General features: G+C 59.9%; 22 protein-coding genes. 5 read left to right on the top strand and 17 right to left on the bottom strand.

What is annotated here, in order from left to right:
* Positions 1–40 precede the first annotated feature (40 nt).
* Positions 41–1,894, top strand: a complete 1,854-nt coding sequence (locus AC2GXZ_RS10560) for a hypothetical protein (RefSeq protein WP_483759102.1) — start codon at positions 41–43, stop codon at positions 1,892–1,894.
* Between the two features lies 1 nt (position 1,895).
* Here AC2GXZ_RS10560 and AC2GXZ_RS10555 read toward each other — a convergent pair whose 3' ends face one another.
* Both AC2GXZ_RS10555 and AC2GXZ_RS10550 read right to left on the bottom strand, forming a co-directional pair.
* Positions 1,896–2,120 (bottom strand): hypothetical protein, encoded by a 225-nt coding sequence (locus tag AC2GXZ_RS10555; RefSeq protein ID WP_483759101.1) that lies wholly within the window; start codon positions 2,118–2,120, stop codon positions 1,896–1,898.
* Between the two features lie 213 nt (positions 2,121–2,333).
* Positions 2,334–2,597: a spike base protein, RCAP_Rcc01079 family gene (locus AC2GXZ_RS10550; RefSeq protein ID WP_483759100.1), complete on the bottom strand. Its 264-nt coding sequence runs from the start codon at positions 2,595–2,597 to the stop codon at positions 2,334–2,336.
* 169 nt (positions 2,598–2,766) lie between these two features.
* Between AC2GXZ_RS10550 and xseA the strand changes: the two genes are divergently transcribed.
* The gene (xseA, locus tag AC2GXZ_RS10545; RefSeq protein ID WP_483759099.1) at positions 2,767–4,401 is read left to right on the top strand and encodes an exodeoxyribonuclease VII large subunit; all 1,635 of its coding nucleotides are present in this window, start codon (positions 2,767–2,769) and stop codon (positions 4,399–4,401) included.
* Positions 4,402–4,446: 45 nt separating this feature from the next.
* Here the strand turns inward: xseA and AC2GXZ_RS10540 are convergent, their stop codons facing one another.
* Entirely contained in the window at positions 4,447–5,229 is a 783-nt protein-coding gene (locus AC2GXZ_RS10540; RefSeq protein WP_483759098.1) for an AAA family ATPase, read from the bottom strand.
* A 278-nt stretch (positions 5,230–5,507) separates the two neighbouring features.
* Here AC2GXZ_RS10540 and AC2GXZ_RS10535 point away from each other — a divergent pair, with 278 nt between their 5' ends.
* The gene (locus AC2GXZ_RS10535) at positions 5,508–5,846 is read left to right on the top strand and encodes a hypothetical protein (protein ID WP_483759097.1); all 339 of its coding nucleotides are present in this window, start codon (positions 5,508–5,510) and stop codon (positions 5,844–5,846) included.
* A gap of 32 nt (positions 5,847–5,878) precedes the next feature.
* Here the strand turns inward: AC2GXZ_RS10535 and AC2GXZ_RS10530 are convergent, their stop codons facing one another.
* From AC2GXZ_RS10530 to AC2GXZ_RS10515, 4 genes are all read right to left on the bottom strand, one after another.
* The gene (locus tag AC2GXZ_RS10530) at positions 5,879–7,132 is read right to left on the bottom strand and encodes an aminopeptidase (RefSeq protein WP_483759096.1); all 1,254 of its coding nucleotides are present in this window, start codon (positions 7,130–7,132) and stop codon (positions 5,879–5,881) included.
* Between the two features lie 100 nt (positions 7,133–7,232).
* Positions 7,233–8,111 carry an MBL fold metallo-hydrolase gene (locus tag AC2GXZ_RS10525; RefSeq protein WP_483759095.1) on the bottom strand — a complete coding sequence of 293 codons (879 nt, stop codon included), beginning with the start codon at positions 8,109–8,111 and terminating at the stop codon, positions 7,233–7,235.
* 27 nt (positions 8,112–8,138) lie between these two features.
* The gene (ybaK, locus tag AC2GXZ_RS10520; protein ID WP_483759094.1) at positions 8,139–8,612 is read right to left on the bottom strand and encodes a Cys-tRNA(Pro) deacylase; all 474 of its coding nucleotides are present in this window, start codon (positions 8,610–8,612) and stop codon (positions 8,139–8,141) included.
* A 3-nt stretch (positions 8,613–8,615) separates the two neighbouring features.
* Positions 8,616–8,969: an ArsC family reductase gene (locus AC2GXZ_RS10515; protein WP_483759093.1), complete on the bottom strand. Its 354-nt coding sequence runs from the start codon at positions 8,967–8,969 to the stop codon at positions 8,616–8,618.
* Positions 8,970–9,142: 173 nt separating this feature from the next.
* Here AC2GXZ_RS10515 and AC2GXZ_RS10510 point away from each other — a divergent pair, with 173 nt between their 5' ends.
* Both AC2GXZ_RS10510 and AC2GXZ_RS10505 read left to right on the top strand, forming a co-directional pair.
* The gene (locus AC2GXZ_RS10510) at positions 9,143–9,307 is read left to right on the top strand and encodes a hypothetical protein (protein WP_483759092.1); all 165 of its coding nucleotides are present in this window, start codon (positions 9,143–9,145) and stop codon (positions 9,305–9,307) included.
* Positions 9,308–9,468: 161 nt separating this feature from the next.
* A complete protein-coding gene (locus AC2GXZ_RS10505; protein WP_483759091.1) occupies positions 9,469–10,023 on the top strand; it encodes a methylated-DNA--[protein]-cysteine S-methyltransferase in 555 nt (184 codons plus the stop codon).
* Between the two features lie 3 nt (positions 10,024–10,026).
* On the opposite strand, the gene AC2GXZ_RS10500 is transcribed toward AC2GXZ_RS10505, so the two are convergent.
* From AC2GXZ_RS10500 to AC2GXZ_RS10455, 10 genes are all read right to left on the bottom strand, one after another.
* Positions 10,027–10,617, bottom strand: coding sequence for a YqaA family protein (locus AC2GXZ_RS10500; protein ID WP_483759090.1), 591 nt, complete (start codon positions 10,615–10,617; stop codon positions 10,027–10,029).
* A 377-nt stretch (positions 10,618–10,994) separates the two neighbouring features.
* On the bottom strand, positions 10,995–12,572 hold the full coding sequence (gene guaA / locus AC2GXZ_RS10495) for a glutamine-hydrolyzing GMP synthase (RefSeq protein ID WP_483759089.1): 1,578 nt from the start codon (positions 12,570–12,572) through the stop codon (positions 10,995–10,997).
* A 39-nt stretch (positions 12,573–12,611) separates the two neighbouring features.
* Positions 12,612–13,250: a 5'-methylthioadenosine/S-adenosylhomocysteine nucleosidase gene (locus AC2GXZ_RS10490; RefSeq protein WP_483759088.1), complete on the bottom strand. Its 639-nt coding sequence runs from the start codon at positions 13,248–13,250 to the stop codon at positions 12,612–12,614.
* The gene (locus AC2GXZ_RS10485) at positions 13,247–13,696 is read right to left on the bottom strand and encodes a PaaI family thioesterase (protein WP_483759087.1); all 450 of its coding nucleotides are present in this window, start codon (positions 13,694–13,696) and stop codon (positions 13,247–13,249) included. Before AC2GXZ_RS10485 ends, AC2GXZ_RS10490 begins: the two co-directional genes overlap by 4 nt.
* A 71-nt stretch (positions 13,697–13,767) precedes the next feature.
* Positions 13,768–14,220: a TspO/MBR family protein gene (locus AC2GXZ_RS10480; RefSeq protein ID WP_483759086.1), complete on the bottom strand. Its 453-nt coding sequence runs from the start codon at positions 14,218–14,220 to the stop codon at positions 13,768–13,770.
* 57 nt (positions 14,221–14,277) lie between these two features.
* On the bottom strand, positions 14,278–15,363 hold the full coding sequence (locus AC2GXZ_RS10475) for a DUF1513 domain-containing protein (protein WP_483759085.1): 1,086 nt from the start codon (positions 15,361–15,363) through the stop codon (positions 14,278–14,280).
* Position 15,364: 1 nt separating this feature from the next.
* Positions 15,365–16,477, bottom strand: a complete 1,113-nt coding sequence (locus AC2GXZ_RS10470; RefSeq protein ID WP_483759084.1) for an imelysin family protein — start codon at positions 16,475–16,477, stop codon at positions 15,365–15,367.
* On the bottom strand, positions 16,477–18,015 hold the full coding sequence (locus AC2GXZ_RS10465) for a di-heme oxidoreductase family protein (protein WP_483759083.1): 1,539 nt from the start codon (positions 18,013–18,015) through the stop codon (positions 16,477–16,479). Before AC2GXZ_RS10465 ends, AC2GXZ_RS10470 begins: the two co-directional genes overlap by 1 nt.
* A gap of 45 nt (positions 18,016–18,060) precedes the next feature.
* Positions 18,061–19,338, bottom strand: a complete 1,278-nt coding sequence (locus tag AC2GXZ_RS10460) for an imelysin family protein (RefSeq protein WP_483759082.1) — start codon at positions 19,336–19,338, stop codon at positions 18,061–18,063.
* Positions 19,339–19,474: 136 nt separating this feature from the next.
* Positions 19,475–20,764 (bottom strand): RsmB/NOP family class I SAM-dependent RNA methyltransferase, encoded by a 1,290-nt coding sequence (locus tag AC2GXZ_RS10455; protein WP_483759081.1) that lies wholly within the window; start codon positions 20,762–20,764, stop codon positions 19,475–19,477.
* Between the last annotated feature and the right edge of the window lie 52 nt (positions 20,765–20,816).

Raw genomic sequence — 20,816 nt, 5'->3', positions numbered from 1 at the left:
GGTTGCGGCGAGATCAGATGGGCTACGAAACGGGCAATGAATGACCGAAACCATGGCAAATGAGACGTCCCGGCCGCTTTCGGCCCCTATTGCCCCACCGCTGCTTTCCAGGCTGCTGCCGGCAACATTTCTGTATTGGCTGGCAACCGTCGTCTTCATGCTGGTGGTCCTTCTGCCTAGGGCGAAGGACTGGATCGGCCCCGACAATGACGATGCTATGCGGCTCGTCGAGATCCGCGACTGGCTGGGTGGCCAGGGCTGGTTCGACCTGATGCAATACAGGCTGGGCCTCGAAGGCGGCACGCTGATGCATTGGTCACGGCTGATCGATGCTCCGGTCGGTGCGCTGATCAGGCTGTTTTCACTCGTCATGCCGGCCGAGACCGCCGAGGGCATGGCGGCCACCGTCTGGCCGCTTCTGCTGATCGCGCCATTATTGCTGGCGGTCGGCCTTGCGGGGCAACGCCTGGGCGGTACAAAAGCCGGAACGCGGACGATGCATATCGCACTCGGCCTGGGCGCCATCTTCGCCTTCACCTGCGGCAAGTTCAGTCCCGGCGCGCTCGATCACCATAATGTCCAGCAAGCTCTCGGCATCGGCATCGCAGCAATGCTCGCCGATCGTGGCAGCAGCCGCGTCGGCCATGCCGTAGCGGGTGTCCTGGTGGCGGTGGCGATCGCGATCGGCGCCGAAACCATGCCTCTGGTCGCTGTTGCCTGCGTCTGTGTCGCACTCCGCTGGATTTGGCAGGGGAGTGCATTTGCATCGGCCGCCCGCGCCTTCGGCCTGTCGCTGGCCGTGGCAATCAGCGCCGCCTTTGTCGGCACCGTCCCGCCGCACCTCTATGCAGCCGTGACCTGCGACAATCTCTCGCTCGGTTTTTATTCGCTCGCCGCAATCGGCGGCATCGGCCTGTTCGGTCTGGCCTGCCTGCCGGCACGGACAAGCTTTGCCATGCGCACGGTGGCAGCTCTCGCCTTCGGATCGCTGCTGGGGGCAGTGGCGATTGTCGTTGCGCCGCAATGCCTGGGAAGCCCGCTTGCCAACCTCGATCCCTTGCTCGTCGAACTCTGGCTGAGCGCTGTGACCGAAGCGCTTCCGATCACGCAGGAAATCCGGTTGGAGCCGGCGGCCGTTCCCAGCCTCTATTTCGTCGGCCTTATCGGCTCGCTGATCTGCATCCTGCGGATATGGCAAGGAAAGGAACGCGGCGCGCATCTTCTTTTCCTGGCACTGATCGGCGTCTCCTGGGGCGTTTCGCTGGTGCAGGTTCGCGGCACCTTTTTTGCGAGCCTTCTGAGCATTCCGCCTTTTGCCTTGCTGATCGGCGACCTGCAGCGAAAGGTGCGCGAGGACCAGAAGGATATCAAGGCAGCTGTCGCCTTCGTGCTGACCACGCTTGCGGCCGTGCCGGTCGCCTGGGGCATGGTTGGGGTGGGCGCCAAACTCGCCGCCACCTCAATTGGTGTCGATGGCGCGCCTTCCATCCAGAAGGACGAGCCGGACGCCTGCGGCAACGCGGCCGACATGACTGCACTCCGCACGATAACGCCTGGCCTTGTCGCATCCCCTTCCAATAGTGGCGTGGAAATCCTGCGCTTCACCGGCCATCGAACGCTGACGGGGCCTTATCACCGCAACCAGGCCGGCATGCTGGCGGAGCTTCATATCGGCATGGCAGAACCAGCGGCGGCCGAGATGTTATTGAGGAAAGCCGGAGTATCGGTCGTCGCCTTTTGCAAAAACGACCCGCAGACTGAAAATCTGATCTCGCTGAAGCCGTCCGGCCTCTATGCAGCCTTGGCGAAAGGACAGGTTCCGGCCTATCTGTCGCCGGTCAGTTCGGAAGGAAAGTTCGAACTGTTTACCGTTAATGATCTTGCCTCGAAATAGATCAGGCGTGGCGGAAATTGTAAAACAGCGCCGCGCCGACGATAAGGTTGACGAGACCGAAATTGAAGCCGAGAACGGCGAGAATGAGTCCGGTCAGCGTCGTGGCTCCGAACATCGCCGCCACCAGAAAAACCGCAGGAATGAGTAGCGCGGCCCCGATGATCGAGGAGATACTGCGGGTCATGCCGGCCATGAGGCCAATTGATGTTGCGGTTAGAAAAAGCACGGCGGATCTCCTTCCTTTGTGTCGGAGATCGTATATCCCACCAGCCTCTAATAAAGGCTTGCATAGCATGCCTAATAGTGGGTCAGCATTTTCGCTACGATTGTCCGATCACTGTTAAGACTTAGGTTGCTTCCTCGGAAACCTAAGCCCTATCCTCCACTTGGGCTGAACGTCGGTACGCCAGCCGGGTTCCATTATTTCACCACAAATGCATCAAAACAATGCGACGATTGCGCTCGCGCTCGTCCCGGTTGCAAGCACCTGCGTCACTCTGAGAGGCAGGAATGATCCGGCGGAAACGCCCGCGAACGACAGGGTGTCACCGGAGAGCATGCGCACCGAAAGCGTGCCGCCACCGCCGACATAAAGCGCCCGGCTCACGGTCGAAAGCGTGCTGCTGTCGCTCGGGGTAACCGCGTCGCCGGCAGATGCCGGGCTTGAAAGCGAAGACTGGGTATTGGCAAATGGGTCCGTCATGATCTGGTCTCCTGTTCGATCCGGAGAGATCATCTCACGACCTGGGGAGGCGAGGACGAAGAAGGATCAAAATCCGTTGCATTCACGAGTTTTCGGTGTTTGTGGATCGTCCACATCAAACCGTATGTCGGCGGGTGAAATCCGCAGCCCGATCGGTTAGAACGGGTTTATGAGCAGCACGTTCGCCAGCGACGCCCCAGGCGATGCCCCCAGCAACCTGACCGAATTTTCGGTGTCGGAACTTTCCGGCTCGATCAAGCGCACCGTCGAAAACGCCTTCGACCATGTCCGGGTGAAAGGCGAAATTTCCGGCTACAGGGGCCCGCATTCGTCCGGACATGCCTATTTCAGCCTCAAGGACGACCGCGCGCGTATCGATGCTGTTGTCTGGAAGGGCACGTTCTCACGGCTGAAATTCCGCCCTGAAGAAGGCATGGAAGTCATTGCCACCGGCAAGGTGACGACCTTCCCCGGATCGTCGAAATACCAGATCGTGATCGAGAACCTCGAGCCGGCGGGTGCCGGCGCGCTGATGGCTCTGTTGGAAGAGCGCCGTCGCAAGCTCGCCGCCGAAGGCCTGTTCGACCAGAACCGCAAGCGGTCATTACCCTATCTTCCCCGCGTCATCGGCGTCGTCACCTCGCCGACCGGTGCCGTCATCCGCGATATCCTGCATCGCATCACCGATCGTTTCCCGGTCCATGTCCTTGTCTGGCCGGTCAAGGTGCAGGGCGAGGGCTCGGGCGATGAGGTTGCATCCGCGATCCGCGGTTTCAACGCCATTGCGCCCGGCGGTCCGATGCCGCGTCCCGACGTGCTGATCGTCGCCCGTGGCGGCGGCAGTCTGGAGGATCTTTGGAGCTTCAACGACGAAATCGTCGTGAGGGCGGCCGCAGAAAGCGATATTCCGCTGATTTCCGCCGTCGGCCATGAGACCGACTGGACGTTGATCGACCATGCGGCGGATGTCCGCGCGCCGACACCGACGGGTGCCGCCGAAATGGCGGTGCCGGTAAAGGCGGATCTCGATGCCCAGCTTGCCAATCTTTCTGCCCGTCTGCGGGCCAGCGTCTCGCGGCAGATGGATCATCGTCGCCAGTCGCTACGGGCGCTTGTAAGGGCGCTGCCCTCGCTCGACCAGTTGCTGGCGCTTCCCCGCCGTCGTTTCGACGAGGCAGCCAGCGGCCTCGGTCGCGGTCTCGAGCGCACGACGATTGAAAAGCGTCGCAGCTTCGAGCGAGCTTCGTCCGGCCTCAGGCTGGAACTTCTGACCAACCGCATGGCCCAGCAGCGCCAGGCGCTGGCCGACCGTTCGGCTCGGGCGGATCGTTGTGTCGAGCGGCAGCTGCTCGGCGAGAAGGCAAACATCGCACGCCTCGACGCATCGCTGAAGTCGCTGCCGGCCCGGCTGTCGAGCCAACTGCAAAAAGAACGCCAGAACCTTGCCTCGCTGATGCGTCATGCCGATACGGCGATCGGTCATGCCCTGTCGCGCAGCCGTACTGCCGTTGCGGGTCAGGATCGCGTGTTGCAGTCCTTGTCCTACAAGAACGTGCTGCAGCGTGGTTATGCCGTAGTGCGCGATGCCGGAGAACGCCCGTTGACCCGTGCTTCAGGCATAATATCGGGCAGCGTCATGTCGATTGAGTTTGCCGATGGCCGCGTCTCGGCAATTGCCGGCGAGGCGGGCGCTCCAACCGAGGCCGGGTCGCCGCCATCACCCCCGGCGCCGGTTCCGCAAAAGCGGAAGGCACCGAAGCCGGACGCCGCGTCCGAGCCGCCGAAACAGGGTGATCTTTTTTAGGCTGGAGAAGGCTGGAAAGAACGAATTCCAGCCGACGATGGATGATCAGGCAGCCTTCTTGGCAGCCGCAGCCTTTCGCGGTGCAACGGCCTTGGCATCATCTTCTGCCTTGGCGTCGAGTTTTTTGGGTGTCTTCACCGGCTTCGCAACCTTGGTTGCCTTCACTGGAACAGGTACCAGTTGCACCACCTCATCGACCAGCAGGCGGGCATTTTCCTGTGCCTTGGCCAGGTTGCTGACCGCGTCCGGATCGAGCGCATCGATCAGCGTGCCGGCGTCGAACATGTCGCGATAGGCGGCGCGTTCGATCAGAGGCGTTCCAAGCACATGGACGCCCTGCTGCGCCAGCACGCCCTTGACGGCAAGAAGCGCACGCGTCGTGATGATCGAGCTGACGCGATTGAGGGCAACGGAGTGAGCGATACGAATGCCGCATTCCTCATCGAGTTTTTTCAGGATGTCGAGCACCTGGGCGCCGCCGGCCGCATCCAGCGCGCAACCCTGAACCGGGACGAAGACGTGGTCGGAAAGACCGAGGCCTTTGGCAAGCAGGGGCGTCACGCCGCACGGCAGGTCGATGACGACATAGTCTGCCCGCTTTTTCAGTTCCTTGATTGCCTGCTCGATATTGTCGGCATCGATATTGGCGACGATCGAGAATTTTGGCATTTTCGCCATCCGGGTCATCCAGCGGGAAACCCACTGCTGCGGATCGGCATCGAGCATGGCAACGCGAAAACCGCGTCTTGCCAATTCTCCGGCTGCAACAAGCGCCATCGTGGTCTTGCCTGCACCGCCTTTTGTATTCGCAAATGTAATCACTGGCATTCACAACCCTCCGGTTCACATGAACACCACGGAGGAAAGCCATTCTTCTTGGCCTGTTCTTATCCGCTTCCGTCGTGATGATTTGCGAATGCTTTATGAACAAGCTTGTGCCGCGCTTGCAGGGAGGTGGCGGCATGAAGATTTAAGCATACCGGCGCATGGGAGCATGCATTCCGTTTTAATCCGGCGTCGAAATGCCTATCTGATTTGGAAGGCGAATGGATCGGAGCGCAGGGCGAAGCCGTTTGCTTCGCATTCGTCAAACGGAGAACAGGATCATGAAAAAGATTTTGGCCGCATCTCTTGCAGGTTTTGCTGCGATCGCCGCTTTTGGCGGGCCGGTTATGGCCGAACAGTCCATGGCTTCGCAGATCATTTTCGGCAAGGCCTATGACGACGATGTCATCGCCATTCAAGTCGCCCCGATCTACGGCCAGGGAGACGGTTACCAGCGGACCGTGCATTCGGCCAATAGCGTGATCATCAGGCGTGCACAGGCCGAAGCCGGTCGGGATCCGATGTTGCAGCACGCACTGGCGCTCCGCGGCATATCGCTTCACAACGTGCTGCGCGTCGAGACCGCCGGCAATGGCGGAAAGGTCGTTTATTACCGATAGTCGGGGATCTGTCGGGGGGGCTGGAGTGGGCTTTAAGCCCACTCTCCCTTGCGCATGACGGGAACCGTCGAACCATCCGCGCGGATGCCGTCGATATCGACCTTGTCGGACCCGATCATCCAGTCGATATGGATGAGCGAGGAGTTTCCGCCCTGAGCCTTGATCTGCTCCTGCGTCAGCGATGCGCCGTCGATGAAGCACTTCGAATAGCACTGGCCGAGCGCGATGTGGCATGAGGCATTTTCATCAAACAGCGTGTTGTAGAACAGGATGCCGCTGGCCGAGATCGGCGACGAATGCGGTACCAGTGCCACTTCACCGAGCCGGCGCGCGCCTTCATCCGTATCCAGAACCTTGTTCAGGACCTCCTCGCCCTTCGACGCCTTGGCCTCGACGATACGGCCGCCCTCGAAACGCACCTGGATATCGTCGATCAGCGTTCCCTGATGCGACAGTGGCTTGGTGCTCGACACATGGCCCTCGACTTTCAGTGCATGCGGCGTGGTAAACACTTCCTCGGTCGGGATGTTCGGATTGCAGATGATGCCGTTTTTCGCCATCGAGGCGCCGCCATGCCATTCGTGGCCATCCGCCAGACCGACGGTCAGATCTGTTCCCGGACCGGTGAAATGCAATGCCGCAAACCGCTCGCCGTTCAGCCAGGTCGAACGGGTCTTCAGATTGGCATTGTGCGCGGCCCAGGCGGCAACCGGATCGGCGAGATCGACGCGTGATGCAGCGAAGATCGCGTCTGCCAGCCTGGCGACCGCGGCCTCTTCCGGCAGATCAGGAAAAACCTGTTTTGCCCAGGACGGGTTCGGATAGGAGACGATATTCCAGTTGATGTCGAAATTGGCGATCTTTTCCAGCGCCGGTTTATAGGCCATCGAATTGGCCTTGTTGGCGCGTGCGACCTTGGACGGGTCCTGTGCGGATAGAAGCATCGGGTTGTCGCCGGCGATCGCAAGCCGCGCCGCGCCGTTTTCATATGCCTTGGCCATGCCCTCGTAGAGCCAACCCGAAGCCTTGTCGAAGCTCGTATCCGGGGCATGCCGGTAGCGGGCGAGCGTGGTTTCCTCATCGGAATAAAACGCCGTGACGATGCCGGCACCCGCCATATAGGCGTGTTTGGTGATAAAGCGCACGAGCGGCAGTGCGGCGATCGGTGCGGTGATCACCAGGTCCTGGCCCTTTTCGAGCCCGAGCCCCACCTTCACCGCGACTTCACCGAGCTTTTCGAGCTTGATCGGATCAATGGCATTCTGGAAGTTCGGCACGATGGTCATGGCAGGCCTCTTTGATTTCTTGTCCTGTCCAAGACTTAGAGAGCTTTGAAGCAAAATTGAAGGCCAACGGCTGCGATATGCGCGAGGTGCAGAGACAGGCTCACTTGCCGGAGACGGATTTGACCGCAGCGATGTTGTTCGCATGCACGGCTTCATAGGGCTCGAAATAGACCGATGCGCCGGATGCGATATCTTCTGCGATGAAGGACCTGAGCGATGGGTCGACATCTTCGCCTGAAGCAACCGCAGCCGACAATCGCGCGAGATAGGAGCGGTTCGCAGCAATCAGAGATCCGTGGTAACCGCCGGCCGCAATGCGGTGCGGATCGCCATGCGCCGGCAGAATTTTGTCGATCGAAAAGCCGGCCATCCGGTCGAGCTCGCTGATATGCGTGTCGATCTCGGCTGCTTCGGAAATATAGGTGATCGTATCTTCCAGCGTGTCGCCCGCCAGCATCAGGCCCTCGTCCGGCAGCCAGATGACGTTGCCGTCGGCGCTGTGAATGGCAAAGTGATGCAGCTCCACCCGCCGGCCGCCGACCGAAAGATCGAGCCTGTCGTTGAACAGTTTCGTCGGCATCACCAGCGGCGAGATCGGCGGATCGGCCGCCTCGATCTTGGCACGGTTTTCAGTCAGCCGTTGGGCGGTGAGCTCGAGCGCAATGATTTCACAATCGGCAAACACTGCATTGCCGGCGATATGATCGTCATGCCAGTGGCTCAGCACCACCCGGATATGTTTTGCCCCCAGGCTTTCCACATGGTCGCGGATGGCGCGGGCGTGATCGAGCGATATATGCGTGTCGAAGATCAGTGCCTCGTCGCCATCGACGATCGCGTAGGAGGCGATGCCGAGCGAATACGCGCCGTCGTCCAGCCAGTTGGGGTTTTCGCCATGCAACCGCCTGCCGGCGATCCGCCCGTCGTAATAGGCATGGATGCCCGGTGCGGGAGTGAGGATGCGTAAGGTCTCGATCATGCCTGTTATCTCCGCTTTCTAAGCCTCTCAGGCAATCAGCGATACGGCGATCGCCTTCAGCGCTGCCTGCGCATCCTTGGGCGCAAGCCGTATCTGCAGACCGCGCTGGCCACCATTGATGAAGATATGGGGTTCGTCGAGTGCGGTAATCTCGATTGCCGTCGGCACCAGCTTTTTCTGCCCCAGCGGACTGATGCCGCCGACATGGTAGCCGGTCATCCGCTCGGCATCGGCGGGCTTCATCATATGTGCCGATTTCCCTCCAAAGGCGGAGGCGAGTTTCTTCATCGACACTTCGTGGTCGGAAGGTACGACGACACAGACCGCCTTTCCATCCACGTCGGCCATCAACGTCTTCAGCACGCGCCGTGGCTCTTCACCGATCGCTTCCGCCGCCTGCATGCCGATCCGCTCGGCATTGGGATCGTACTCATAGGCGACGGTGGTGAAGGTGATCTTCAGCTTGTCGAGTGTTTGGGTTGCGCGTGTCGTCTTGGACATGGATCAGCCGGTCCTGAAAGCGTCTTCGTAAATCTCCGGTTTGAAGCCGACGACCAGCTTGCCGTCCACTTCGAGCACCGGCCGCTTGATCATCGATGGCTGCGCCAACATCAGCTCGATTGCCTTCGCGCGGTCGATATTCTGCCGATCAGCCTCGTCGAGCTTCTTGAATGTCGTACCGGCGCGATTGAGAACGATTTCCCAGCCCGCCTTGTCGACCCAGTCCTCCAGGTGGGCGCGGTCTATGCCCGAAGCCTTGTAGTCGTGGAACCTGTAGTCGCCATCTCTATGGTCCAGCCAGGAGCGGGCCTTCTTCATCGTGTCGCAGTTCTTGATGCCGTAAATGGTCGTCGCCATTAAGTCCTCCTCTTATCGGCGAAGGGATAGCAACAGCATATCGGCGATGGCAAGCCAATGAGCCAGATCAATTGAGGACATGCCAAGTCTGCATGGCTGACCTGTGCGCGCATGCGTTGTGAAAAATCCGGCCAGAGCGCATATATTAGTCGTTAGAAAAGGAGTTGATCGTCATGTCCGCCCAGACCAAAAACCGTGGTAGCCGCTTCAGCCGTGCATTCGCCATCTTCGGTGCCGCAGTTTCTGCTTCTGCCGCCGTCGAAAACCATCGCCGCCCGAAGAGCAGCGATCTGGACACGCTCGGTATCGATCCCCGCGCTTTCGATCGCATCGGTTGATCAGGCCTGACCGCCGGAACCGCCATCAAGCGGCGGTTCCCGGAAGACGCCAGTTATCTTCGTTCTGCATGCCCATGCGATAAACCCAAGCGGTTCGCAAGAAACGGGTTGAAGATATTCGGCCAAGAGATCATCCTCTGCGGGTATCGACGGAGGTCATCTTGGCAGAGCAGCGCTACATCGTATTCGAGACCGGTGGCGGCTTTTGCGCCATAGCCTGGAACGAAGCGGGGATTACCCGATTCCAGCTGCCGACCGACAGCGAAACCTCCACCGAAAAACTCATGCTGCGCCGGTTATCCGGTGCGCAAAAATCGACGCCTACCGCCGATGTGCAGCAGGTGATCGATCTGGTGAAGCGTTATTTCGCCGGACAGCGGGTCGACTTCTCGGATATCCGCCTCGATCTGGACGACCAGGACGATTTTTTCCGCAACATCTACACCGCTGCCCGTCGTGTCGGCTGGGGGCATACGACAACTTACGGCACAATCGCCAGAGAACTCGGTTTCGGCCCGGAAGTTGCGCGGGATGTCGGCCAGGCAATGGCAAAAAATCCGGTTGCGCTGATCATCCCCTGCCATCGCGTTCTGGCCGCCGGCGGCAAGATCGGCGGTTTTTCTGCGCCTGGCGGATCGGTTTCCAAGGCGCGCATGCTGGTGCTTGAAGGTATCAACCTCACGCCAGCCGAACCGGTACAACAATCCCTGTTTTAGTTCTCAATGCGCTAGTAGCTTGTAGCCGGCAAACGCCGCAATCAGCACGGCCGCCCCGATCATGGCGATCTTTCCAAGCCGCTTTTCGATGAAATGCCGGATATCCTCGCCATAACGGCGCAGCAGCCAGGCAAGCAGGAAGAAGCGTGCTCCACGCATAACCAGCGCCGAGGCGATGAACAGCCAGATGTCGACATGTACGACACCCGACAGGATCGTCACGACCTTGATCGGCGGCAGATGCGCAAACCCCGATGTCACCAGCATCAGCAGGATCGCTTCGTAGGTGATGCCATCCTTCAGTTGGTTGAACGTGTCGAGCTTGCCCCAGAATTCCAGGATCGGAACGGCGATCGCGTCGAAGGCGAAATAACCGATCCACCAGCCCGCAATGCCGCCGAGCACCGAAAACACCGTCGCGATCAGCGCATAACGCCAGGCACGTTCCGGCCGTGCCAGCGCCATCGGCAGGAAAAGCACGTCGGCCGGCACCAGAAAGACCGAACTTTCCACAAAGGCGATGACAGCGAGCCATATTTCCGCAGATTTCCGGGCGCTGAGCGCCATCGTCCAGTCATAGAGGCGGTGAAGCATGTGAGAAGATCCAGAGCTTGGGAGGCAATCCGAGGTTTATGAAGATACCGTGATATGGCAGGCTCGATTGTCTATCGGGTATCCTATCCATCCACAGATGCGACCGAGCCGCAACCCTAGACCTTCAAGCTGATCGTTTTCTGAACGGTCTTTCTTCCGAGCCTTAAATCAATTCCAGCAAAACTGGGAACCGGTTTTGCGTCCGGAATTGCGTAGAAACACAAAGATGGAGCAGTTTCGCGTTTCGAAGAAAGTCGGAAATGCTTTGGTAAAAGCCCGCGTTTCGCCGGGCATCAAGCGCAGCGCAAATGCCATCTCCGTGGCAAGATTAAACCACCGGCGCGCCATGTCTCAAGCGCGCCGATCCGTTGGTCAGCTTATTCCCACTCGATCGTGCCGGGCGGCTTCGACGTCACGTCGTAGACGACCCGGTTGATGCCGCGCACCTCGTTGATGATGCGGGTTGCCGCACGGCCGAGGAAATTCATGTCATACGGATAAAAATCCGCCGTCATGCCGTCGACCGAGGTCACGGCTCGAAGAGCACAGACGAAATCATAGGTGCGGTAATCGCCCATCACGCCGACGGTCTGAACCGGAAGCAGCACGGCAAAAGCCTGCCAGATCGTGTCGTAGAGACCGGCCTTGCGGATTTCGTCGAGATAGATCGCATCCGCCTTGCGCAGGATGTCGAGCTTTTCGCGGGTGATGCCGCCCGGGCAGCGGATAGCGAGACCCGGACCTGGGAACGGATGGCGGCCGATGAAGCTTTCCGGCAGGCCGAGTTCGCGGCCGAGTGCGCGCACTTCGTCCTTGAACAGTTCTCGCAGTGGTTCGACCAGCTGCATGTTCATCCGCTCGGGAAGGCCGCCGACATTGTGGTGGCTCTTGATCGTGACGGACGGACCGCCGGAGAACGAAACGCTCTCGATGACGTCGGGATAGAGCGTGCCCTGAGCGAGGAATTTTGGAGCGCCCTTGCCATCTGCAGCGATCTTGGCGGCTTCCGCCTCGAACACTTCGATGAACAGGCGGCCGATCGTCTTGCGCTTTGCTTCCGGGTCGGTGACGCCTTCGAGCTGCCCAAGGAACAGTTCCGACGCATCCACGGCGACGAGCGGGATATTGTAGGCGTCGCGGAACATGCCGACGACCTGTTCCGTCTCGCCCTGACGCATCAGGCCGTGGTCGACATAGATGCAGGTCAGCTGATCGCCGATTGCTTCATGGATAAGGATGGCTGCAACAGACGAGTCGACGCCGCCCGAGAGGCCGCAGATGACCCGCTCGCTGCCGACCTGATCCTTGATCTTGCGGATCATTTCGGCGCGGTAGGCAGCCATTGTCCAGTCGGATTTCAGGCCAACGATCTTGTGCACGAAGTTGGACAGCAGCTTGGCGCCATCCGGCGTATGCACCACTTCCGGATGGAACATTGTGGAATAATAGTGGCGGCTTTCGTCGGCCGCGATCGCAAACGGAGCGTTTTCCGATGTGGCGATGACTTCGAAACCTTCCGGCAGTTCGGTCACGCGGTCGCCGTGGCTCATCCACACAGGGTAACGTCCACCGACTTCCCAGAAACCGTCGAACAACGGGCTGTTTTTCTTGATCTCCACATCGGCGCGGCCGAATTCTGCAGCATGGCCGCCTTCGACGACACCGCCAAGCTGGGTTGCCATGGTTTGCTGGCCGTAGCAGATGCCGAGGATCGGTACGCCATGCTCAAACACCACCTGCGGTGCGCGCGGGCTGCCTTCGGTGGTAACCGACGCCGGGCCACCGGAAAAGATCACGCCCTTCGGCTGCAGCTTGTCGAAAGCCGCCTGGGCGTTCTGGAACGGATGGATTTCGCAATAGACACCCGCCTCGCGGATGCGGCGCGCAATCAACTGCGTCACCTGGCTGCCGAAATCGATGATGAGGATGCTGTCGGGATGAGCTATCTGGGTCATGGCGAGCCTTTAATGAAGAACCCCGATTTTTGCAACTGCTCAGAATGCCAAATTGCCGCTTTCCAGGGCGTTTGCCAACCTGTCGATGACTATGGCCAGCTTCTCGTCGATCACGTGCAGGTATTCGGTCCAGTTATCGACATGCTTCAACTCTTCCTTCCCATCGGAAATGCCTCGCAGACCGATCAGCGGGATCCCGAACAATTGGCAGCAGCGCATCACCGCAAACGTTTCCATGTCCACCATGTCGGCGGCGGCAAGATCATAGGCTGCTCCGGAAACGATATTGCCGCCGGTGGAGAGTGAAGCCTGTGGCACGCCGGGGATGACGAGCGGCAAGGGCATGATTGCCGGATGGTCGAGAAACGGCGTGCGGCCCTTCTCGAAACCGAGCGGCGAGGCATCCATGTCCCGATAGGCGACGGAGGAAACCTGGTAGACTTCTGCCTGCTCCAGCGTTCGCGAGCCTGCCGAGCCGAGCGACACAATCAACTCCGGCAGCCGGCCTTCCGCCTGCAGCTTTGTCAGCGCATGCGATAGCACGATCGCTGCCTCGACAGGGCCGACCCCTGTCATCAACGGTGAGATGCGGGATTTCAGATGCGGACCGTATTCCGCATCGACGGCCATGACGAACAGTGCAGAGCGCTGGCCAAAATTCTTGATTTCGAAACTCATTCGACGACATCCAGTCGGTTGCGGATGACCATCATCGATGCGGTCATCGATGCGATCAGCTTTGCCGGCCCGTCGCCGATCGCATAAGCGCGGCCGTCGGCAACGATGATTGTCGAGCCGGGCTTGGTGATCTCGCCGCGAAAGAGAAAACGTTCGCCGCGGCCGGGTGACATCAGGTTCACCTTGAACTCGATCGTCAGCAACGAGACTTCCGGTTCGATCACCGTATAGGCGGCATAAGTACAGGCCGTCTCCAATGGTGCCGAAATCACCCCGCCATGCAGAAAACCGTGCTGCTGGGTAAGTTTCGGATCGAAGGGCAGTTCGATCTCCACCATGCCTTGCTGAATACGCGTGAGCTCGGCCCCGAGCATCTCCATGGCGTTCTGTTTGCCAAAACTGCGCCGGATGCGTTCGTGAAAGTCGCCTGGATCGGTAATCTTCATGGCCTGCCCTTATGGAGAGGCGAAATTGGCACGCTGTCGAGCGATGGGCAAGCGCGACAAAATGACAATTGTCAATTCAGAAGAACGATCGACAGGTTGAGTGCTGCGGCAAAGGCAACCCAAAGGGCGTAAGGCAAAAAAAGCAGGGCAGCCTGAAGGTTGGGTCGCCAGCTCATGCGGATGAAGGCAAGGATGGCGATCAGCATCGGCACGATGATCAAAAGCCCGAGGATCGGACTTTTCAAACCGAAAAATGCCGGCGACCAGGAAATGTTCAGAACCGCCTGAATTGCGAAGACGATGAGACGGCCCTTATTGCCTTCATCGAACCATGTCGTGGCAAGTGCAATGCCGATCATCACGTAAAGGCCGGCCCAGACTGGCGCGAATATCCAGTCAGGCGGCTGGAAGAATGGTTTGTGCAGCGACTGGTACCAGTCGCCCGGTGTATTCGCCAGACTGCTGAGCGCCCCGATGGCGACACAAGCGGCGATGAAGAAGGCAAAGCTGAATATCTTGCGCATGGCTGATCAACCTAAGGTAATGACAAGCCGAGTAAAGGTCATTTACCGGCATGGTGCTCAGGTTATGCGGACAATATGCTGATCCCAGCCAACCTCGCTCAAGGTTCCGTTGAACCGCCCGTCATAGGACGATACCGCGACACCATGGATAGCGGGGGCAACGCCGGCGGCCTCGCGGACGGCTTCTTCGCGCAAGACAAGGCCCGTTTTGGCATCGAGTATCACCGAGGCGCCGCCGGCTGGTGATGTAAGGCCGACGATATTGTCGCGCCGGTTGACGGCAATCGCCCCGACATAATTGGCAAGTCGCGCCGTGGTTTCATCCGGCAGGTGCAGCAGTGCAATATCATCGCCCTTTGAAAACCATCCGGCGAGCGGTGGCGCTTCGTTGCGCGCCCCCTCCCACTGGCAGGCAAACCAGATGCGGCCGTTGTCGGCAATGTCGAGATGGCGCGTGGAAAGCTGGTTCAACGATGAGGGCATCCTGTGCTTCTGGATCAGCGTCCCGGTCCTGGCATCGAGCATCACCAGCGAAGGTTCCATATGATCGAGATTGAGCTTTGTGCGGCCGAAATCCGGGTGGGTCTCGATCCCGCCATTGGCGATGACGAGCAGGGACCCATCATCCGAAACCGTCATGTCGTGGGTGCCGATGCCATGGGCGTCGAACTCGCCGACTCGCCGGAACCGGTCGCACGCATCGTAAAGCCCGATCATGCCGCGATTGCCGTCGAAATCGTTCTCGCTGGCGTAAAGCCTCGTCCCGTCCGGCGAAAAATGGCCGTGTCCATAAAAGTGCCGGCCTTCAGGTGCGGTGATGACGATCGGCTCGACCTGTCGTGACGGATCGAAAACCATCGCAAACGTGCCCGGACGCCGCGCAAAGGCGACGACACGGCCGGTCGCAGCACTATAGGCCATGCCATGCGCGCGGGCAGGCAGCGCCACCCGGTCGATAATCTCACCGCGTTCGGAAACCGTGGCGATACCGAAGGAACCGTCAGGCGCGCGAAAGCCCGAGGCATAAACGGCATCCGCGCGCTCCAGCGCCTGCAGGGAGCCGGGCGAAAGCGCTGTCGCAAAGCCGATCCCGGCAGCCTTGAGGAATGCCCGGCGATCGATGGTCTCGCCCTTCCAGGCCATCTCAGTCCCCATCGGCGAAGGAGAAGCCGGAACTCAGGCCGATTGCACCACCATAACCGTCATTCAGCTTGGCGATGACGTCCTTGCCATCCGCGAGCAGGATGTCGAGTTTCTTGCGCTCGCCCTGATCCTCCACCGCCTTTTCGAGATCGGGCGTAACCTCGCCGGCAAGTGCCACCATCGCTTGTAACTTGTCCCTGGTCGCAGCCACGATCGGCTGGTCCTTTTCCGGAAGCAATTCGACCATGCCGGAAACTGCCAGCAGCTGTGACAGCCCGTCGAGATTGGCTCCAACCGTCGGCCAGGTATTCTGCGAACGCCAGAACAACGCCTGTTTGGGGAATTTTGCCTTGTCGGCACCCTTGTAAAAGGTTTCCAACCGTTGGTCTCGCACCGTTTCCGCACCGTGGACGAGGATGCCAAGCAGACCGGTGATGGCCTCGCCACCGGTTCGGTAGACCGGATTGTCCGGTCCGGGCTGTTCCCAGGCTTGGGCAATTCCGTCCGGCGCGTCCCATATATCGGCGATCTCGCGGGCAACATTGCCGACATTCTCGGCAACGGCGGCGCTGTAACGGCAACGGAAGTCATTTCCGCTTTTAAGCGTATCTGCGCCTGAACCGAATAGCAGATATTCCAGCGCACCCAGACCTTGCGTCGCGACACTCTTGGTTGCGAGCGTCTTGGCGTCGGTTGCCGTTTCGTCGGATTTCGAAAGAACTGCCTGCACCTGTTTCAGCCCGGTGCTTTTGCGGTCGGGGTAGAAAAGGATGCGCTCGAAGCGGTTTTGCTCGATAACCGGGCCTGTACGGACAATCTCGATATGCGCCCAGCTGGCGACTAGTTTGCCGAAACCCGCTTTCGCTGCATCGTAACTGGCCGGTGACGGCGCCTTGCATAGTGTCTTAACGGTTGCCGCCATCTCTCCTGCAGACGTCTGCAATGCCTCGTAGCCGGGACGGATGAAGCCGTCGATGGCCGCTGTCATCACCTTGGTCACGGTTGCCGCAGGCAGGTCGACTGTGGGTGCCGTATCCGCTTCCTGCGCCACTGCCCGAGAGGTAAGGGCCGCAGGCAAAAACGCGATCAGGCCGATAACAGCGATCTTTCGCATCAAAGAGACTCCAGGAAGGTGAGAAGGGCCGTGCGATCCTGTTTGTCCATGGCGGCAAAAGCGCTGCGCGCAGCTTCCGCCTCTCCGCCATGCCAGAGGATCGCCTCGGTGAGATTGCGGGCGCGCCCGTCATGCAGGAAGAACGTATGGGCATTGACCGTTTTCGTCAGGCCGATACCCCAGAGCGGCTGGGTGCGCCATTCCTGCCCGTCGGCGACCCCCACCTGCTGGCCATCGGCGAGGCCTTCGCCCATGTCATGCAGCAGGAAATCGGAATAGGGCCAGATCAGCTGGAAGGCCTGCGCCTTGTTGCCAGCATCGCGGCGGGTGACGAATTTTGGCGTGTGGCAGGCCGTGCAACCGGTCGAATAGAACATTTCCTTGCCCTTCAGGACGGCTGGATTGTCGATATCCCGGCGGGCCGGCACGGCAAGGTTTTCCGAATAGAAGGTGACAAGCGACAGAACCGGATCGGGCGCCTCCACAGGGCCGAGCCGTTCCTGCACACCGGTCGGCATCGCAAGACAGTCGGCCTGCGCCTTGGTGCAGTCGCCATGCGAAAAAGGGTCGTCAGGTGTCGAGATGCCGATATCGCCTGCAAAGGCGCCGGATGACTGATCGCGGATCGAGCCATTTTGCGCCTTGAAGCCGAAACGGCCGAGCTTGAGCTCTCCGGTTCTGTGATCTCGGACCAAAGCTGCCTTGCCGGATATGCCGTCGCCATTCTTGTCGTCCGGGTCGGCCTTGGCGAGGATGTCGGCCTCGTGTATCGCCTGGATCAGGCCCATGCCGATCATCGGCGGTGCAATGCGCGGCGACAGCGTCACGTCGCCCTCGAGCGGACCGTAGCCGAGATTGGTGACGGAATAGCTCGGTTTGCGCAGGCTGACGACTTCGCCATCGCCAAGTGTCACCGGGATTTCCTGGTAGGAAATTTCCAGCTTGCCTTCGGAGGAAAGGCCCGGGACGGCAAGGTCCTGAAATTGCTCGCCGTAAACGGCATCGGGGAAGTTGAGCTTGTGATAACCGGCGATCGCCTCGCGTTCCTGGTCGTTACGGGCGGGGCGCGCCAGCCGCAGGAACATCGAGGTCGCATCCGTCGAAGCTTCCGGTGGATGCCCGCGGCCGTCCTTCAGGTGACAGCTCTGGCAGGCTCTTGCATTAAATAGCGGCCCAAGCCCGTCGGAGGCCTGTGTGGAGGAGGGGGCGGAGACCCAAAGCTTGGTGAACAGCGCATTGCCGAGCTTGAAAGTCTGCTCCTCCTCGAAGGTTATATTGGGCGAAAAATGCGAAAAGGCGTCGCCGTTGACGATTGCCTTCGTCGTCGCCGCGCCCCCGGACATGGTCTCGAACTGTTCCGCCTTGGAAAAATCGGTCGTCGATTTCGTCACGCGCTCGACGCGTTTCAAATCCTTCGGGTTGAGGTCGGTACGCGAGTTTGGCAGATGGCCATCGCTGCCGGTGGCAATCAGCGGCATCAAGACGAGCGCGCCGCAAAGACTTGCAGACAGGTACGGAAAGGCTTTGAAAGCGCCCATGGGTGATCGGGCCCCACCCGAAAATGAGGCCCGCCTTTTCTTCGATTATTTAAAGACAGCGTCAGGATTATCGAGGCTGTCGGAACCTTCAAGCTCGATCTTGCCGAGGTCCAGCGACGCGATGACACGTTCGATGCTCTTCGACTGGTCGATCAGCCCGTCGATCGCCTTCTGCACTACCGCGTTGCCCTTGGTGTTGTTCTCGCCAATCATCTGGTCATAAGCTTCGACCTTCTGGGCACGATTTTTCATCACGTTCATCGCCGCAAGCGTCGCATCGAGCTTGCCCGTAATTTCCTTGTTGAGCGCCTTGTCCTTGGCGACGACGAGGTCGGATAGCGACGGCCCTTTCATCTTCTTGCCGTCAACCCGGGTGTAAAGGCCCGTATAGGCGGACTTGATACCGATCGCGTCGTTGAGATGCGATGCATAGGTGTTGTCGGAGAAGCAATCATGCTCTTCTTCCGGATCGTGGAGAAGCAGGCCGAGCTTCATGCGCTCACCGGCAAGTTCGCCATATGATAGGGAACCCATGCCGGTCAGGATTGCGGAGAGCCCGGCCTTCGGATCGGCCTCGACATGTTTCGTCGCCTCGCCGTCCGGCGCCCACGCCGTCACCATGTCCTGAAGGTCGGAAACCAGCAGTGTGGAGGCAGACTTCAGATAGGCGGCGCGGCGGTCGCAATTGCCACCTGTGCATTTCGCCTTGTCATAGTCTGTATAAGGGCGGTCGCCGGCGCCGGGTCCGGTTCCGTTCAGATCCTGGCCCCAGAGCAGGAACTCGATCGCATGGTAACCGGTCGCCACATTGGCCTCGATCTCGCCCGCTTCGTGCAGACCGCGGATCTTCTCCGGCGTGATCTCGGTGAAGTCGATCTCTTCGCCGTTGATCTTCAGCTTCGGATTGGCGATCACATTGGCCGTATAGAGCGCATTTTCATCGCTTTCGGTGCCATAGGATTTGTCGACATAATCGATCAGACCCTCGTCGAGCGGCCAGGCATTCACCTTGCCTTCCCATTCGTCGACGATCGGATTGCCGAACCGATAGACTTCGGTCTGCTGATAAGGCACACGAGCGGCGATCCAAGCTGCCTTCGCCGCCTTCAGCGTTTTTTCGCTCGGTGTGGCAATCAGCGTGTCGATCGCCTTGTCGAGCTTTTCGGCCGTCGTCAGGGAATCCTCGTATTTCGCATGCGCCAATTCGGCATAGTGCTTCAACACGGCTTCGGGTGTAGTTTCTGCGCGTGCCGGTATCGACGTGAAGACCGACGAAGCGGCAAAAAGCGCCAAAGCGGCGCCGACCAGGGTGTTACGGCTCATGTCCCTCTCCTTTGCAGCGTCGATCCCACGACGTTGCCATTGAGAGTTCTTGGCGTGAAATAAAAGTGGTGTCAAATATTCTAGTTTAGAATGATTTCAAGCTACGGTTGTGATCCGTCATCACATTTGACGAAAGTCAAATTTCGCGCTGCATCCTGCAGAAAAAGAACCCGTCCGTATCGGTGCTTGCCGGCGTCAGTGTCACCGTGCCTGCATCGGTCGCCCGTGGCTGGGGAGTTTCGCTGCCGAAGATCTTTGACCAGTCGCCGGCGACGGGCAGGATCGAAAACTGCGGATTGTCTGCGCAGAAACGCTCCACCTGCCGGTCATTTTCCTCCGGCAGTACCGAGCAGGTGACATAGAGCAGCGCGCCGCCGGGTTTGACGAAACGGGCAGCTTCGGTGAGCGCTTCCTGCTGCTGTGCCACACGCTCTTCGAGGTTCTTCTGGTTCAGCCGCCATTTGGTGTCCGGGCGACGGCGCCATGTGCCGGTGCCGGTGCAGGGCGCATCGACGAGGACGGCATCGAGCTTGTCCTTCAGCGCGTCGAGCTGGCGTGGATCGTCATGGACCTGGACGTTTCGGGTACCGGCGCGGCGCAACCGCTCAATGATCGGTGCCAGCCGTTTGCGGTCGGCGTCATAGGCATGCACCTGACCTTTGTTATGCATGGCGGCCGACATGGCGAGTGTCTTGCCGCCGCCGCCGGCGCAATAGTCGAGGACCTGATCGTGCTCGCCGGGCTGCACAAGATCTGCGACGATCTGCGAGCCTTCGTCCTGGACCTCGAACCAGCCCTTCTGGAAGGAAAGTTCGGCTGTCACGTTCGGCAGGCGCGATGGGCCTTCTCCGGCCGCGATCCGAATGCCGTTGCGGGCGATCCTTGCCGGTTTTGCGGCGGAACGCTCCAGTGCCTTGACCACCTTGTCGCGATTGGCCTTCAGCGTATTGGCGCGAAGATCGAGCGTCGGGCGGTCGGCAAGTGCTTTTGCTTCCTTCAGCCAGTCCGCGCCGAAATTCGCCTCGAAGGACGGCTGAACCCAATCCGGAATGTCGCCCTGCACATGCAGGGGGGCATCGCCGAGATTTCGGTCGGAAAAGGCGGCGATGTGGGCGTCGGTCAGTGCCGGGGGCGCGAACTTGTCTTCGGCGAATTCGCTGCCGAGCGTCTCAATGGTAAAACCCCATTGCCGCAGCAGAACCGAATAGGCAAGCGCGACAGGGCTTTCGTCGTCCATCAGCCAGGCATGGGAAAGCCGCATGCGAAGCGCGTCGTAGACGATGTTGCCGATTGCCGCACGATCGCCGGAACCGGCGAAACGATGGGCAAGGCCCCAATCCTTCAATGCATCCGCCACCGGGCGTTTGCGTGCTTCGATATCGGCCAGAACTTCGATCGCTCCGGCTACTCGCCCGCCCAGTCGCATGTCACACTCCATCTCGGTTGAACCCGTATGGCAGTGCTCGTAGACGCGATCG

This window comes from Aliirhizobium sp. YIM B11859 (assembly GCF_057163345.1).
This window is presented reverse-complemented; position numbering and strand designations above follow the sequence as displayed.

Excerpts from the sequence above, each read along its gene's own strand:
- AC2GXZ_RS10560 (WP_483759102.1), top strand. The coding sequence starts at position 41 with ATGACCGAAACCATGGCAAATGAGACGTCCCGGCCGCTTTCGGCCCCT.
- AC2GXZ_RS10550 (WP_483759100.1), bottom strand. The coding sequence starts at position 2,597 with ATGACGGACCCATTTGCCAATACCCAGTCTTCGCTTTCAAGCCCGGCA.
- xseA (WP_483759099.1), top strand. The coding sequence starts at position 2,767 with ATGAGCAGCACGTTCGCCAGCGACGCCCCAGGCGATGCCCCCAGCAAC.
- AC2GXZ_RS10540 (WP_483759098.1), bottom strand. The coding sequence starts at position 5,229 with ATGCCAGTGATTACATTTGCGAATACAAAAGGCGGTGCAGGCAAGACC.
- AC2GXZ_RS10535 (WP_483759097.1), top strand. The coding sequence starts at position 5,508 with ATGAAAAAGATTTTGGCCGCATCTCTTGCAGGTTTTGCTGCGATCGCC.
- AC2GXZ_RS10530 (WP_483759096.1), bottom strand. The coding sequence starts at position 7,132 with ATGACCATCGTGCCGAACTTCCAGAATGCCATTGATCCGATCAAGCTC.
- AC2GXZ_RS10525 (WP_483759095.1), bottom strand. The coding sequence starts at position 8,111 with ATGATCGAGACCTTACGCATCCTCACTCCCGCACCGGGCATCCATGCC.
- ybaK (WP_483759094.1), bottom strand. The coding sequence starts at position 8,612 with ATGTCCAAGACGACACGCGCAACCCAAACACTCGACAAGCTGAAGATC.
- AC2GXZ_RS10515 (WP_483759093.1), bottom strand. The coding sequence starts at position 8,969 with ATGGCGACGACCATTTACGGCATCAAGAACTGCGACACGATGAAGAAG.
- AC2GXZ_RS10510 (WP_483759092.1), top strand. The coding sequence starts at position 9,143 with ATGTCCGCCCAGACCAAAAACCGTGGTAGCCGCTTCAGCCGTGCATTC.
- AC2GXZ_RS10500 (WP_483759090.1), bottom strand. The coding sequence starts at position 10,617 with ATGCTTCACCGCCTCTATGACTGGACGATGGCGCTCAGCGCCCGGAAA.
- guaA (WP_483759089.1), bottom strand. The coding sequence starts at position 12,572 with ATGACCCAGATAGCTCATCCCGACAGCATCCTCATCATCGATTTCGGC.
- AC2GXZ_RS10490 (WP_483759088.1), bottom strand. The coding sequence starts at position 13,250 with ATGAGTTTCGAAATCAAGAATTTTGGCCAGCGCTCTGCACTGTTCGTC.
- AC2GXZ_RS10485 (WP_483759087.1), bottom strand. The coding sequence starts at position 13,696 with ATGAAGATTACCGATCCAGGCGACTTTCACGAACGCATCCGGCGCAGT.
- AC2GXZ_RS10480 (WP_483759086.1), bottom strand. The coding sequence starts at position 14,220 with ATGCGCAAGATATTCAGCTTTGCCTTCTTCATCGCCGCTTGTGTCGCC.
- AC2GXZ_RS10475 (WP_483759085.1), bottom strand. The coding sequence starts at position 15,363 with ATGGCCTGGAAGGGCGAGACCATCGATCGCCGGGCATTCCTCAAGGCT.
- AC2GXZ_RS10470 (WP_483759084.1), bottom strand. The coding sequence starts at position 16,477 with ATGCGAAAGATCGCTGTTATCGGCCTGATCGCGTTTTTGCCTGCGGCC.
- AC2GXZ_RS10465 (WP_483759083.1), bottom strand. The coding sequence starts at position 18,015 with ATGGGCGCTTTCAAAGCCTTTCCGTACCTGTCTGCAAGTCTTTGCGGC.
- AC2GXZ_RS10460 (WP_483759082.1), bottom strand. The coding sequence starts at position 19,338 with ATGAGCCGTAACACCCTGGTCGGCGCCGCTTTGGCGCTTTTTGCCGCT.
- AC2GXZ_RS10455 (WP_483759081.1), bottom strand. The coding sequence starts at position 20,764 with ATGCGACTGGGCGGGCGAGTAGCCGGAGCGATCGAAGTTCTGGCCGAT.